Annotated in this window: 10 protein-coding genes; 5 read left to right on the top strand and 5 right to left on the bottom strand. The window is 44.1% G+C overall.

Annotated elements, in window-relative coordinates:
- Positions 1–54: 54 nt before the first annotated feature.
- Together A3860_RS03200 and A3860_RS03195 are read right to left on the bottom strand one after the other, a co-directional pair.
- Entirely contained in the window at positions 55–1,920 is a 1,866-nt protein-coding gene (locus A3860_RS03200) for a M1 family metallopeptidase (RefSeq protein WP_081145071.1), read from the bottom strand.
- Positions 1,921–2,153: 233 nt separating this feature from the next.
- On the bottom strand, positions 2,154–3,716 hold the full coding sequence (locus A3860_RS03195) for a C1 domain-containing protein (protein ID WP_081145070.1): 1,563 nt from the start codon (positions 3,714–3,716) through the stop codon (positions 2,154–2,156).
- An 845-nt stretch (positions 3,717–4,561) separates the two neighbouring features.
- Here A3860_RS03195 and A3860_RS03190 point away from each other — a divergent pair.
- A complete protein-coding gene (locus tag A3860_RS03190; protein WP_081145069.1) occupies positions 4,562–6,808 on the top strand; it encodes a helix-turn-helix domain-containing protein in 2,247 nt (748 codons plus the stop codon).
- A gap of 20 nt (positions 6,809–6,828) precedes the next feature.
- On the top strand, positions 6,829–7,527 hold the full coding sequence (locus A3860_RS03185; RefSeq protein ID WP_081145068.1) for a phosphatase PAP2 family protein: 699 nt from the start codon (positions 6,829–6,831) through the stop codon (positions 7,525–7,527).
- Between the two features lie 28 nt (positions 7,528–7,555).
- Here the strand turns inward: A3860_RS03185 and A3860_RS03180 are convergent, their stop codons facing one another.
- Both A3860_RS03180 and ypfJ read right to left on the bottom strand, forming a co-directional pair.
- Positions 7,556–8,029: an META domain-containing protein gene (locus tag A3860_RS03180; protein ID WP_158085125.1), complete on the bottom strand. Its 474-nt coding sequence runs from the start codon at positions 8,027–8,029 to the stop codon at positions 7,556–7,558.
- A 121-nt stretch (positions 8,030–8,150) separates the two neighbouring features.
- Positions 8,151–9,002, bottom strand: a complete 852-nt coding sequence (gene ypfJ / locus A3860_RS03175) for a KPN_02809 family neutral zinc metallopeptidase (protein WP_081145066.1) — start codon at positions 9,000–9,002, stop codon at positions 8,151–8,153.
- 265 nt (positions 9,003–9,267) lie between these two features.
- Here ypfJ and A3860_RS03170 point away from each other — a divergent pair, with 265 nt between their 5' ends.
- The 3 genes from A3860_RS03170 to A3860_RS03160 all read left to right on the top strand — a co-directional run bounded on the left by A3860_RS03170 (position 9,268) and on the right by A3860_RS03160 (position 11,903).
- Positions 9,268–9,879, top strand: coding sequence for a YceI family protein (locus tag A3860_RS03170; RefSeq protein ID WP_081145065.1), 612 nt, complete (start codon positions 9,268–9,270; stop codon positions 9,877–9,879).
- 35 nt (positions 9,880–9,914) lie between these two features.
- On the top strand, positions 9,915–11,228 hold the full coding sequence (locus A3860_RS03165; protein ID WP_081145064.1) for a hypothetical protein: 1,314 nt from the start codon (positions 9,915–9,917) through the stop codon (positions 11,226–11,228).
- 75 nt (positions 11,229–11,303) lie between these two features.
- Positions 11,304–11,903: a hypothetical protein gene (locus A3860_RS03160; RefSeq protein ID WP_081145063.1), complete on the top strand. Its 600-nt coding sequence runs from the start codon at positions 11,304–11,306 to the stop codon at positions 11,901–11,903.
- Between the two features lie 15 nt (positions 11,904–11,918).
- On the opposite strand, the gene A3860_RS03155 is transcribed toward A3860_RS03160, so the two are convergent.
- The gene (locus A3860_RS03155) at positions 11,919–14,285 is read right to left on the bottom strand and encodes a response regulator (protein ID WP_081145062.1); all 2,367 of its coding nucleotides are present in this window, start codon (positions 14,283–14,285) and stop codon (positions 11,919–11,921) included.
- Positions 14,286–14,412 lie beyond the last annotated feature (127 nt).

Here is a 14,412-nt window from a genome sequence, read left to right as displayed (position 1 = left end):
TTTCCACTTAACCGCCTGTAACCCTTTACAGGTCTGCAACATGCAAATTATTTATTAATTATTGTTCCACAAATTATCCTTCCTGTTCACATCAGGCACATAGATGCCGCCCAGCGTAAAAGACTTAACAGCCTTTTTAGCAGTCAATGTCAATGTGACCGAATTTGCTTTTTCCCAAACCGCAACTGAGCGATGCACAATATCTTTTGAATCATCTGAATAGGTTATGGAGAGGTCAATTGGTACGGGTTTATTCCCGGTGCAGGCAATAACAAGGCTGAAACCCGTGGCCGTTTTAGTAACTTTCTTTATTGACAGGTCGGGAACGCCGCCATCAATAAACCATCGTTTCCAGAACCAGTTCAGGTTTTTCCCCGAACCGGTATTCATGCAATTAAAAAAATCAAAGGGAATGGGGTGCTTTCCCTGCCAGTGTTGAATATAGTAATGCAAAGCCGCGGTAAAAAGCGAGTCGCCCAGCATATCCTTTATATACAAGTAGCCCAATGCCGGCTTGGGATAGGAATTTACAAAATAATTCACGCCGGTCATTTGGGTCGACAAAGTACTGATAGACCCATCATTTTCGGTTCCAGCTGTTCGTTCATAACCGCCTACGCCATAATCATCTTTCAGGTTACTGTCAATGATCGACGAAATGATCCATTCCCCAATAGTGGCCCAGCCTTCATCCATCCAGCCGTATTTTGTTTCATTGGTGCCCATATAAAAAGGGAACATGGTATGAAACACTTCATGGTCAACCAGTTCAATGGTCTCGGCCCGGCTTTCGAGCGGATTATCATTCACCATCATGGGATATTCCATTTGGTCGAGCCCATCAACAATTGTTTCATGCGAATATGGGAACGGCCAGCGCGGAAAAACATAGCTCATAGCCCAAACCGTTTTGCGGCCAAAATCAACCACATCATAATAGTCTTTGTGCGATTGTTTAAAAACCGCATCTACCCGCGTCCTTCTTTTCGTTGCAGCATCCACTTCAATGCTGGTCGACTTCCACATATAGTGATCGCTGACTGCAAAGGCGAAATCCGAAACATTGGTGGCTGTAAATTTCCAGGTATTGAACGCGTTGGGCCGGGTGATACCTTTTTGCCGAAGATCAACAGAATCAATAATGTCGACAACATCATTCTGTTGTTGGGCCGTTTGCAGGCGCTGACAATATTTTTCAGTTAATACCTCATTACAATTGGCCAGGTCGCCGGTTGCCCATACCACGTAATTGGTTGGAACCGTAATGGCCACGTTGAAATTGCCAAAATCATTATAAAACTCCTGCGGACCGGTATATGGTTCCATATTCCAGCCATCGACATCATCGTACACAGCTATACGGGGGAAGAAATAAGCGATGAAGTTGGCCCCCGGTTCAATTTCACCGGTACGGATATGAGACGTTTTATTAAGTGTATATGTGTATTGAATACTAAAATGCATGGTACCGCCCGGGTCAAGTTGGCTAACCGGCACCATCATATTAGTACCTTCGATCCGCAACCTGCTGCTGTCAACTACTGTATTATTATATTGAAACGATGAAATGTGAACGCCGTCTGTTATATCCGATGGCTTTACCGCCATCATTCGTACGGTTCCCTTTTTATAAATATTGGGATATAGTTTGAAAACGATCTGGCGCAAGGTGGCCGGACTATTATTAACATATTCAATATCTACCTTGCCGGTCACTTGCCTGGTATCGGGATTAAAATTAACATCGATAGTATAGGTGCCGGTGTTCTGCCAGTATTTACTACCGGGCTGCCCGGTGCTGGTACGGGTTTCTTTTTCATAAGCCGTTCGCAAATTGCGGGGTATTGTCAATGCCGTTTGGGCATTTGCTATAACGCTGCCAAATAATGCCAGTAAAACCAGTGACCGTTGTATCAACATAAACAACTTTTAATTATAGATAAATATACAAAACAGGGCAGCCTGTTCACAGGAAAAATTGAATGCCGGTTAAACCGGTAACCGACACCATACATTAAAAATATTGCTATTGAACCTGAAAGGCTTATTTACGGCGAGGCGTATACTAAAAAGAAGCGGATAAATGAGGAAATGGAAGGGAATAGCAAAAAATAAAGGGTGCGTTTTGGTTAAACACACCCTTTAGTATCGGTTCAGGCTTTAACGGTTGACCGGTGCCTGCTTTCTAAATATTTTTCATACACCACTTCGCGCATCGGTTTCTGGTATACTTTACTTTCGGTCCAGGAAATAATATCGAGGTAGGCAAATGCCCTGGTTTCGTAGCGGTTCTTTTCAAGATGTTTGATCTTGGTTAAAAATTTCTCCAGCTCAGGTTTTAACTCCCGCGGACTAACGCCAAATGAATTTCGCAGGAACTTCACCATTTCCTCTTCTACCACGGTTATATTTCTCATACGCGCCATAAACCGGAAAACCGATTTGGTGAGCGATTCCATCAACTCATAATTACCCATTTCATAGTGGGCCAGCATGTGCAATAACCGGGCATAACATTGCAGGTCTATACGCAGGTCAATCGGCCCGTTAATGATCCTTTGCAGGTAGTCAATACACTTTTCATATTCCCCATTCCCGAAATACAGGGTGGCGATCTTGTAATTGAAAACCAGGATCCGGTGCTGATCAACATACAGCGAATATTCTTCCAGCTTCTCTTCAATAGAAGGTACCAGTGCAAGCCCTTCGCGAAAGGTTCCCTGCATCAGGTGTTGATTGATCTTGGCGCTGTTGATGTAAATAAAGGTATGCGTGCGAAAATTATCGTGGTGATTGGCTACCGGCGTTTCGGAAAATTCTTCAAACTGCTTTAATGTAATTTCAAACTGTTTAAAATTACGCAGATCGAAATGGGCATTCAGCAGGTTGTGCATACCTTTTATATAGTGACCAGTTTCCACCTCCTTCATCAGCGGCTGTTCATTAAATAGATCGATCCATTTTTGACCGTAGCGGTAGTACATTAAGAAGTCCTGCTGAATAAATGCATACCAGCTATAGCTCTGGTACAGGTATAGTTTTTCGTAAAAGCCATTTACGGCATTTACATCGGCAGGCAGGTATTCCTTAAAGAAAGTGTTTAATTCCTGTACGTCTTCCGGGTTACGCGCATGGCCATTCAGCACAAACCACCGGTACAGGAGCAGGGCCAGGTTCGAAAGCCGGGTAACCCGGTCAATGTGGCTGCTGATCTCCAGCGCCTCTTCGGCCAGTACCTGGGTTTTTTCTGTTGAACTGCGGGTAATATGAAGGGTTTCGATCTTCTTTTCAAGGGAAATTACCTGGGCCAGGAAATTAAATTTCTGGTTGGCGCGTGCGATCTCCTTAGCCTTTTCAAGAATTTTAAGGCTTTGCAGTTTTAATCCCTTATTGTAAAGTACGCGGGCATGGTCAAGATGCTCACTCAGCTGAAGATCAATATTTTCGGTAGCTTTTAACAGCCTAAGACTGGCCAGTAACTGTTTATATAAATGTGTTTTTATGTTGGCAAGTTGCGGCTTCTGAATGTCGGGTAACTTTTTCAGCAACAACTTTTCGTCATATTCGGGCAATTTATCCAACGCATCGAATAACCTGATGATCTTTAAATCTTCGTTTGCCGAACTCCTTTTTATATAAAGCTTAAAGTGCCTCTTTTCCGACTTCTCCAATGAATGAACCAATTGAAACAACGCGTCTGTAAATCGGTTGGACATAATTATGAAATTTGCCTGAAACTCAATACCGGTAAGGGTTTTAGGATTTCTTTCACGCTTTTGGCGTAATTAAACCGGTAGTAAGATGTTTTGAAAGGTACGGATTTACATCCTACTTTTGATTCAGCAAATGAGCAAAATGGTTATGGGAAGCAATCGTTAGAGTAAAAGCAATCATTAGAGGCTCAAAAGAATACGGCAAGTTAAGACGCGGTATTCAAAAAGACAAATAGATTTATCTCTTTTTTCATATGGCAAGCAATCGTTAGAGGCCAGCTGTTTCTACAGGTGGCTTTTTTTATTTGCCACTGCTAATATAGAAGTTTTTTTCAATTCCGCGAATTTTTTGTGATCTAAATCATATAAAAAGGCAAAATTTTTCTGATCTGACCCTTAAAATATGATTTTACAGTCTCCCAAACAGCAAAAACTCCTTCCGAATTCTTCCAAAATAGCCCTGAAGGCAATAAAAGATTATATTTTATAAAGTACAATGTATTATGTAGGTCTTAAGGTACAAACTGCCTCGTCCTAAAAAAACTGTCACATTTCCCAATCCGGGATAACCGAAGCTTGACCGAAGGATAACCGAAGCTTAAGCGAAGCGTTTCCTAAAGTATTCCCGCAATGGGAACAATAAAACCACTTTCCCCTTTAATCTCTGTTTTCAACCTGAACCATTATTAAGCATAAGGAGACCTTTTGCCCTTCCTTTTTCTAAGTTCACCATTTGCGACCTTAGAAAATCCGAAACTTGAGATCACAATTTGTGACCTCAGGTTCTAAGTAGTTTACTCATTGCCCTTTATATCACATTAATTATCTTGCCCGAAAGTGAGAGTGTCATGGCTTTTTCTACCGATGCATCCAATCAATTGTTCCAACTGGCTGTTCGGTTTGTGAATCAAACAAACCGCCACCTTTTCCTGACCGGAAAAGCAGGCACCGGCAAAACCACTTTTTTAAAATACATCCGCGACAACACCTTTAAAAAGCTGGCCGTGGTGGCGCCAACCGGCGTGGCCGCAATCAATGCCGGGGGTGTTACGCTCCATTCCTTTTTCCAGCTACCACACGGTTCCTTTCTGCCGGTACAACAAAGCGGCTGGAACAGCAGCAGCCAGTCCTTTAATACGCCGCATACCCTCCTGAAAAACCTGCGGCTCAATAATGATAAAAAATTATTACTACAGGAGCTGGAATTGCTGATCATTGATGAAGTGAGCATGCTGCGGGCCGATATCCTCGACGAAATAGATTGCATTTTACGTCATGTAAGAAGAAAACACCAGGAGCCGTTTGGCGGGGTTCAACTGTTGTACATCGGCGACCTGTTTCAACTGCCCCCGGTAGCGAAAAACGAAGAATGGGATGTGCTGCGGCAGCAATATAGAAGTCCGTTCTTTTTTGATGCCCATGCCCTGCAGCAAAACCCGCCGCTGTACCTGGAGCTGAAAAAGATCTACCGCCAGCACGAACAGGAGTTTATTACGGTGCTCAATAATATAAGGAACAATACAACCACCGCCGCCGACCTCGACCTGCTGCACCAACATTATTTGCCGGGGTACGAATGCCCCGACAATGAAAACTTCATCACCCTTACCACGCACAACGCAAAGGCTGATACTATAAACCAGCATCAACTGGATAAACTGTCAGGGACCGCTTTCGAGTGTAAAGCTGAAGTGACCGGAGATTTTAATGAGCGGGCATACCCTGCCGATATGTTGCTGCACTTGAAAGTAGGCGCCCAGATCATGTTCATTAAAAACGACAAAGGCGAATCAAGAAGGTTTTACAATGGTAAAATTGCTACCATTTCAAAGATCGCCGGCGACGAGGTGTATATCAGATTTGAAGGAGATGAACACGATATGCTGCTCGAAAAAGAAACCTGGCGCAGCATCAGGTACCAGTACAACCAGGAAGAAGACAAAATAGAAGAGGAAGAAGTTGGTTCTTTTAAACAATACCCGGTAAGGCTGGCCTGGGCCATTACCATCCATAAAAGCCAGGGGCTCACATTTGAAAAAGCGATCATTGATGCCGGGGCCTCCTTTGCTCCCGGGCAGGTATATGTTGCCCTTAGCCGGTTAACCGCTTTGGGTGGACTGGTTCTTTACTCCCGCATTCAACCTTCGAGTATAAACACCGATAACCGGGTAATTGAATTCACCCGGTTGGAAAAAGAAGAAGATCAGCTGGCACGGGAATTACAGCAGGAACAAAAGAATTTTTTAACCCGAACACTGGTGCAAACATTCGATTGGTTAAAACTGGCCGAAGGCATGCAAATGCATTACGAGGAGTATGAACACCGGCAGGTGCCCGATAAAAACAGTTGTGTACTATGGGCTAAAGAGGTGCTGGAGGCTGTTTTAAAGCAGCAGGAAATGGCGGAAAAATTCACCCGGCAACTTGACCAGTTATTACCCAATGCACCGCAGGATGGCTACCAATTTCTACACCAACGGGTTTCGGCCGGAAGCACTTACTTTTTACAGGCCATGGAGGAAATGGAAAGCTCCATAAAAAACCATACGGCCACTATAAAAGTAAAACCGAAGGCTAAAAAATACGTATCAACCCTGCAACAGTTAATACTGCTGCCACAACGAAAAATTCAACAATTAAAACAGGCTGTACAAATTACGGAAGGACTGATGAATGGCGTAACCGCCACCGATTTGCTCGACCTGGTTGAACAGAAAAGAACGGAAGTCGTTAAAACAATAGAAGAACCGGAAAAGAAAACGGCCAAACCTCAAAAAGGCGATTCGAACCGGATAAGCCTGCAATTGTTTAGAGAAGGCAGGAACATTCTTGAAATAGCTACCCTGCGTGAATTAGCCCCTTCAACCATCGAAAGCCACCTGGTATCATTTATAAAGACCGGCGAAGTAGACGTAAAAGAACTGGTTGCTGAAAGTAAGATAACCGTTATTATTCAGGTTATAGAAGAACTGAATTTACAAACGGCGGCCACCACCCCGGTCAAAGAAAAACTGGGTGATGAGTTTACCCATAGTGAAATAAGAGCAGTGCTAAATTACAGGGAATGGTTACAGGTTAGTAAAGCCGCTGATTAACTGGTATTAATATATAGCATATGGACCAAACGAATCTGTCGCCCCAGGAAAGAAAGGTAGCCGACAAAGTGCTTATTCTTTCAAAAGATCTGATCATTTTACTGGGCATATTCACCATTAGCCTTTTCGGTTTTGTGGTGATCGCCTTCCGCGTTTTCTATCTCGATAAAACCGGGGCCGATAATAAAGCTTTTGACTTTGCTCATTCGCTGGTAAGTGATAAAACCACGAAAATAATGGAGTTTATAACCTTTTTCGGGTCGCATTACTTTTTAATTCCTGCCAATATTTTATTGTGTGTTTATTTCCTGCTGCGCAAAAGATCGCGCTACTCAATCAAGATCAGCGCCATTGCACTCAGCAGCTTGTTGATCATGTTGGGATTGAAATTGTTGTTTAACCGCCATCGCCCCCTGATTCCCTTGCTTGAACCGGCCAGGGGCCTTAGCTTTCCCAGCGGTCATGCCTTTATGAGCGTATGTTTTTATGGCTTGCTGATGATCATTATCTGGCGCGAAGAAAGACCGCATCCGGTGTTGAAATGGGTATTATTAATATTGGTGGTCATGCTGCTATTATGCATCGGCTTTAGCCGTATTTATTTACGGGTGCATTATTTTACAGATGTGCTGGCCGGCTTTTGCATTGGCTCTACCTGGCTATTCCTCAGCTCCTATTTAATTGACCGCATACGACCCGCCGGGCTGAAAAAAGCCTGACCTTGTGCGACCGGATCCACCCGGGGGATTACGCTTTATTGATCACCGGTTTGGGCGCCACTTTACGCGTCCAGCGTGACAGTTCGGTTTGATCGAACATAAGGATCAGCATGCCACTCTGTAGCTTGTAACTGTTTGTACGTAACAGGCTTTCGAGAAATGCCTTCTCATTATAGCCAACACAAACCATTTTAGTGGTAACGATCCGCTGATTGAATTGCAAGGTGGTATCGGTAAAATCGAAACTACCGCTCATATTATTGCAACCGGTGTTCCCCGTGAATTTTTTAGTGGCCAGGTTAAATTCCAGCCGGGGTATTTTACCCGTTGCCGTATCAGAAGCCAGCACCGGTTGTAAAAACCACAGGCCACCTAATTTGGTGGTATCCTTTGGTATTTGCGCAGGCGCCAGGGCAATAGGTGTGTCTTTTTTTGCCGGTTCTGTACTATCGTTAGCCGGTAAATGGTTGTTGGTAGAACTATTACAAGACAGTACCAGCATACATATATAGGTAAACGGTCTCATAGGAGAGTTACCTTAAAAAATAATGCCACCCCGGGGTTCCAGGTGTGGCATTTAATATTGTTGAGCTCTATATATTATTGAATCTCAAACTTCAAAATCAATTCAGGGAAGGATCGTTAAATGTATTACCCTGGCTCATATCGCCGGTTTCAAATCCCTTTTTAAACCAGTATACCCGTTGGGCCGAAGTGCCATGGGTAAATGACTCTGGCACTACATAACCGCGGGCTTCCTTTTGTAACCGGTCGTCCCCAATAGCATTGGCTGCATTCAGCGCTTCTTCAATATCATTTGCTTCCAGAATGTTTTTCATCCGTTGGGCGTGATGCGCCCATACACCGGCCAGAAAATCGGCCTGCAATTCAAGCTTTACAGAGTATTTGTTGTATTCTTCTTCGCTCAATTGTTGACGTAAACGGGCCATTTTATCACTGGTCCCATTCAGTTTTTGAATATGATGCCCCACTTCATGCGCTACTACATAAGCCATGGCAAAATCACCGCTTGCATGTAAGTGGTTTTGCATTTCTTCAAAAAACGAAAGATCGAGATATACTTTTTGATCGCCCGGGCAATAGAAAGGTCCCGTTGCAGCACCAGCCATACCACAGGCGCTTTGTACCGATTCCCTGAAAAGCACCAGCGTGGGGTCCTGGTACGTTTTACCGGCGTCTGCAAACAGCTTGCCCCAAACATCTTCAGTATCTGCCAGCACCACTTTTATAAAACTGGCCCGCTCATCATCCAGCTTCTTTTCTTCAGCACTCATTTCCTGGGCAGGCGCATTTTGTGGCAGGGCCTGGGGAAGCTCGGAAACGTCTCCGCCCAAAAACACCTTTAATAAAATGACAATTACGCCAATAATACCGCCGCCAACAGCCAGTCCGCCCCCTGAAATACCCCTGCGGTCTTCAACATTGGTGCTTTCGCGCCGTCCGGTCCATTTCATATTTAATGATTTTATATTACAAAAATAGGTACTAACCTCTTATAAAAATATTATACCCCGGGCCTCCTTTTTTCATTTTGGCGGTTTCATTTCCATGACCACGGTTTGCTAATTCGCCGGAAAAACCTGATTTAATCTACCTGTTTTACTGACAATGTTCATGTTTCGGTTTGACTCACATCAATAGCCGCCTGCTTCTTCGCATATAGCTTTGTTACACCAAACTAACCCATACCAACAGCTAAAATTTAAAAAAGAATTACAAATGAAACCTTTCATTAAAACTACACTGTACACTTTAAAAATAATCACCTGCACCCTTATTATTTATAGTGTAAGCGTATTCAACACAGTTAATTCCCAAACCACCTATCAGTCAGCAGGCCCTGTTAAGATCACGATCGAAGGCACATCCAACATTCACGATTGGGAAATGAATGCCGACAAAGGCAACAGCACCGCGGTATTTGTAACAGATGCCCACGGCGCCATTAACAGCCTGTCGTCATTAACATTCACCATGCCGGTAGAAAGCCTGAAAAGTGAGCACACAGCTATGGATAAAAATGCCTATAAGGCTATGCGAACCGACAAATATGCCTCACTTACGTTTACCGTGCTTTCTGCTTCGGTTCGGCCTGCGGGTAATAACTACCAGGTATATTCAAAAGGCAGGTTAACAATCAGTGGAGTAAGCCGCGATGTGGATGTAGTGGCCATCTGCACGGTAAATGCCGACAAAAGCATTTCAGTAAACGGCTCTTACAAACTTAAAATGACAGCTTATAATGTAACACCGCCCAGTATCATGCTGGGAACCATAAAGACCGGTGATGACCTCACCGTAAAATTCAACCTCCTCTTTAAAGCCCGTTAATTAAAAAATTAAAAAACCAAAAAAAATTTACGACTATGAGATACAATTCATGGCTTATAAAAGCCCTCCTGATAACAGCCTGTTGCGGCCCTGTAGCCCTGATGGCCCAGTTCAGCGACAGCATCGCCTATATGCGGTATAACGACAAACGAGGCATCAATGTATTTGAAACGCCTAAAGAAACTTCCATTCAGTATACCGGTTTAAAGGTTCGCTTTGGCGGTGGCTTTACCCAAACCTTCCAGGGACTGAAACATGAAAACAGTTATGGGAAAAATACAACCATAAAACTGTACAACATCACCCCCGGTTTTAATACAGCAGAAGCCAATCTTACCATGGACGTTGCGCTGGCAGATGGCATCCGGTTGAACCTTACCTCTTATCTTTCATCAAGACACCATAACGAAACCTGGGTAAAAGGCGGATACATTCAGTTTGACAAACTGCCTTTAAAAGGCAAAATATTCGATGATATCATGAAAGTGACCACCATTAAAGTAGGTCACATGGAGATCAACTATGGCGATCAGCACTTCCGCAGGTCAGATGGCGGCCATACCTTCTACAACCCATTCATCGAAAACTATATCATGGATGCCTTTTCAACCGAGATCGGTGGTGAAGTATATGTTCAGAAAAATGGTTTCATTGGTATGGCTGGTGTTACCAACGGTTTAATAAAAGGTAATGTAGATACAGTAAAAATTACTGACCAGGACCAGGTTCAGCACAAAAGCCCTTCTGTTTATTTCAAAGGCGCTTTTGACCGGCAAATAACTAATAACGTACGCGTAAGGCTGGCTGCTTCTTACTACCACAATGGTAGCGCCGGCACAAATGGCAACACCCTGTATGGTGGCGACCGCACCGGTTCCAATTATTTCATGGTGCTTGAACCCGCATCAGGTAGTTACTCCACTAATGCCTTTTCAGGACGTTTAAACCCCGGATTCACCAAAAAAATAGATGCAACCCAATTCAATGCATTTTTAAAAGTATACGGGTTAGAAGTGTTTGGAACTTATGAAAAAGCCAGGGGAAGAACCAATAGCGAAACCTGGTCAAGAAAAATGAACCAGTTTGCCATCGATGGCGTATACCGCTTCGGCCAAAATGAAAACCTGTTTATTGGCGGACGTTACAATTATGTAAAAGGAAGATTGCAGGATATAGATAATGAAGTAAGTGTTGAACGGTTAGTGGGCAGCGCAGGCTGGTTTGTAACCAGAAATGTGATGCTGAAAGGCGAGTATGTAACACAAAAATATTTCAACTTCCCGTCAAACGATATCAGGAACGAAGGAAAATTCCATGGCTATATGATTGCAGCTTCTGTAGGATTCTAGCTTCAATCTCGACAACAGAAGGTCCCGCCCGTGTGCGGGGCCTTCTCTTTCAAGACACTTCAAATCCTTCCGGTTATGATCATTATATTCTTTCTCCAGTTGTTGGTTGGCCTGCATTGCTCAAATAATAATAACGCAAAGTCCATCTTAAAACGCTGGGCGGTTGACAGCAACAGTTCTTTAAATATTGAAGGCCGGTCGAATCTAAACACATTTTATTGCGAGGTTACCAAATACCTGGAACCAGATACCCTGGCATATGTGAACAATGAAACAACCCGGCAGTTTGTTTTTACCAATAGTTGCCTTTCGGTCGACATCAATGATTTTGATTGTCACCAACGCATGATTACCAGTGATTTCAGAAAAACCCTGAAAGCCGATCAAAACCGATTTTTAAAAATACATTTTATCAGCCTCGATGCTTTCGATGTACGTAATCATAACCAGGTTGTAAAAGGAAAAGTTGAGATCCTGCTGGCCGGTCAAATCAAATGCACCACTATCGATTTCCAAATAAATACAACCCCTACCGGTCTTATTCAAATGAACGGATCAAAGAACATGTTATTCTCCGAATTCAATGTGGCGCCACCCAGCAAACTGGCAGGATTTATAAAGATCAAAGAAGAGATAAAAGTAAACTTTCAATTATTGTTTAAACCGGTGGCATGAGCCCTGGGGACCTGGTTATTTCAGGTATTTCAAAATCACTTTGAACAACTCATCGGGGTTAAATGGTTTCACAACAATATCGGTAAGTCCGGCATTTTGTACATCTTCTTCAACTTCAGCCGGCAGGCTCGCAGTCAATGCAATAACCGGTAAGGTAACTCCACGGGCGCGCAAACGCCGGGTAGCCTCAAACCCATCCATTACAGGCATATTCAGGTCCATTAACACCAGCCGGTATTTTCCGGGTTGAATTTTTTCCAGGGCTTCTTCCCCATTATTGGCAACATTTACAATAGCCCCGCTGCGCTCAAGCAACGATTGCGCTACCATTATGTTGAACGGATTGTCTTCCACCACTAAAATGGGAACATCCTGCAGCTGCTTTTCAGGCACTACGTTCTTATTGAGTTGGTCTTCTGAAGTCAGGGGCTCATTGCTTAAGGAAAATGTTTGCGTGTAATAAAACTCCGAACCTTTGCCTGGTTCACTGAAGAGGTTCAGCTCAACACCCTGCAGCTCCAGAATACGTTTGGTAATGGCCAGTCCAAGCCCGGTTCCACCATAACTGCGCGAGGTGGACGAATCTGCCTGCGTAAAGCGATCGAATATCAATTGCTGCTTCTCCGGTTCAATACCAATACCCGTATCGGCAATGCGGATGGTAAGCGTTATCTGGTCTTCGGTTATTTTCTCAACCCGTATCGCTAAAAGAACAGATCCCGCTTCAGTGAATTTGATAGCATTATGCACCAGGTTAAAAATGACCTGGCTGGTGCGTGTAGGATCACCGATAATTTTGCCGGTGATCCGGTCGTCGATCTCCGTAGTTAAAGTAATATTCTTTTCAACCGCCTTGCTGCTTAACCCGCCGGTTATATGCTGCGCAATGAAAACAATATCCATGGGGATCATTTCAAAATTGACCTTGCCGGCTTCAATCTTATTATAGTCCAGAATATCGTTTACGATCGACAACAGGTTATTGGCCGAAAACAACAATACATTCAGGTTCTTCTCCTGGTCTTTCCGCGGCGTATCGCGCAGCAGCAAATGCGTCATGCCGATCACCACGTTTAATGGAGTGCGTATTTCATGCGACATGGTCGACAGGAATTCGGTCTTTGCCCTTAAGCCCTGTCGTGCATCATCGGCAGCCTTTCTAAGTGTAAAGGCAAACCGGTGCGATAATACCAGGGATTGTAAAAAGAAGAACAGCACGTAGCCGGCAAATACAATCCATTTATCAGTGCCAACCAGCTGGAAATAATTCAGGTTGATGATCAAAAACACCAGCAGCATAACGGCACAGCTCATGAGCGCAAAGGGCGCGCCCACCCGTTTATATTTTACAGCCCGTATACAGGAGTAAAACGCAAACCCGATATACAGGAACATGACCACCAGGAAGGGTATTATGCCTTTGGTAAAGATCCAGGTGGGAGTAACCAGGACCAACAGGGAATAGAACAAACAGATCCATACCACGATATTCACGATATGCCTGTTGGCGTCTTTTGGATATACGCTTTGAAAATACCGGGAGAACAGGGCTACACCAAGCGTAAGGCTCAGGTATTCGATGCGGATGGTCACAAACCAGCTGAGATCAGGAAAAACCGAATGCAATACATACAGGCTGGTCCCGATCATGCGGTAACTATACACAATACAGAACAGCGAAAAATACAGGATGGCTTTATCGCGGCTGCCAAATGCATAAAAACCAAAAAAGAACAACCCGCCCATGAACAAACAACCCGCCAGCAACAGATCATACGCTTTGTCCCGTTGCAGGTGTATGGTCAGCTTCCGGCTTTCACCAATGAACAACTCTTTATAAGTTCCGCCCTTTGTATGCCAGTAATTGGCCACCTGCAATAATAAACTCAGGGTATCGGAGGTGGCAGGGAGATCAACGGTTTGGGTAAACCAGCCGGGAGCAGCGGTTTGAACCGATGTATCGGGGCGGCCATTCGAAAGGTAGAGTGAATCGTTTATAAACAACCGGTACGAACAATACACATCAGGCATCAGCAATGCCAGGTGCGGCCGGCTTTTTGGCAATAGTACAGTGAGAGAATAAGTAGCATACCCTTCAACGGGAAGTGTTTGCCCATGCAATTTGATCCTGTTCCAGAGCGAAGGGTAGGGAACAAAGTCGGGTGAGGCAGAGATGGTATCGCCCGGTTGCAATAACCGGCGCCAGTAAAATTGCCATTCGCCACTTAAAGAAAATGAGCCCTCGTTCAAATTGGCTGAACGCAGGTCAAGTACTCCGTGGCGGGCAGGTATTTTAGTCAATGGTTCATCCTTTGCCAGGCAAAATGGCAACAAGCCCCCTGTTAAAAGGGCAAACAAAATGATCCATCTGACGTGTTTCATAATAACCGGTCTGGGCGTTTCCTTAGGGTTTCGTTTCTCAAACGAATCGCAACCTGAAAAATGATCGACGAACGGACAAATTATCGCATTCACAGGGTTTGTAAAAGAAATAATGTCATTGAAGACT

Source organism: Niastella vici (assembly GCF_002077945.1).
In the GTDB taxonomy this organism is placed as follows: domain Bacteria; phylum Bacteroidota; class Bacteroidia; order Chitinophagales; family Chitinophagaceae; genus Niastella; species Niastella vici.
Note: the sequence above shows the minus strand (reverse complement) of the source record. Positions and strands in the feature narration are given on the sequence as shown.

Coding starts and splice junctions, on each gene's coding strand:
- A3860_RS03200 (WP_081145071.1), bottom strand. CDS start 1,920: ATGTTGATACAACGGTCACTGGTTTTACTGGCATTATTTGGCAGCGTT.
- A3860_RS03195 (WP_081145070.1), bottom strand. CDS start 3,716: ATGTCCAACCGATTTACAGACGCGTTGTTTCAATTGGTTCATTCATTG.
- A3860_RS03190 (WP_081145069.1), top strand. CDS start 4,562: ATGGCTTTTTCTACCGATGCATCCAATCAATTGTTCCAACTGGCTGTT.
- A3860_RS03185 (WP_081145068.1), top strand. CDS start 6,829: ATGGACCAAACGAATCTGTCGCCCCAGGAAAGAAAGGTAGCCGACAAA.
- A3860_RS03180 (WP_158085125.1), bottom strand. CDS start 8,029: ATGCTGGTACTGTCTTGTAATAGTTCTACCAACAACCATTTACCGGCT.
- ypfJ (WP_081145066.1), bottom strand. CDS start 9,002: ATGAAATGGACCGGACGGCGCGAAAGCACCAATGTTGAAGACCGCAGG.
- A3860_RS03170 (WP_081145065.1), top strand. CDS start 9,268: ATGAAACCTTTCATTAAAACTACACTGTACACTTTAAAAATAATCACC.
- A3860_RS03165 (WP_081145064.1), top strand. CDS start 9,915: ATGAGATACAATTCATGGCTTATAAAAGCCCTCCTGATAACAGCCTGT.
- A3860_RS03160 (WP_081145063.1), top strand. CDS start 11,304: ATGATCATTATATTCTTTCTCCAGTTGTTGGTTGGCCTGCATTGCTCA.
- A3860_RS03155 (WP_081145062.1), bottom strand. CDS start 14,285: ATGAAACACGTCAGATGGATCATTTTGTTTGCCCTTTTAACAGGGGGC.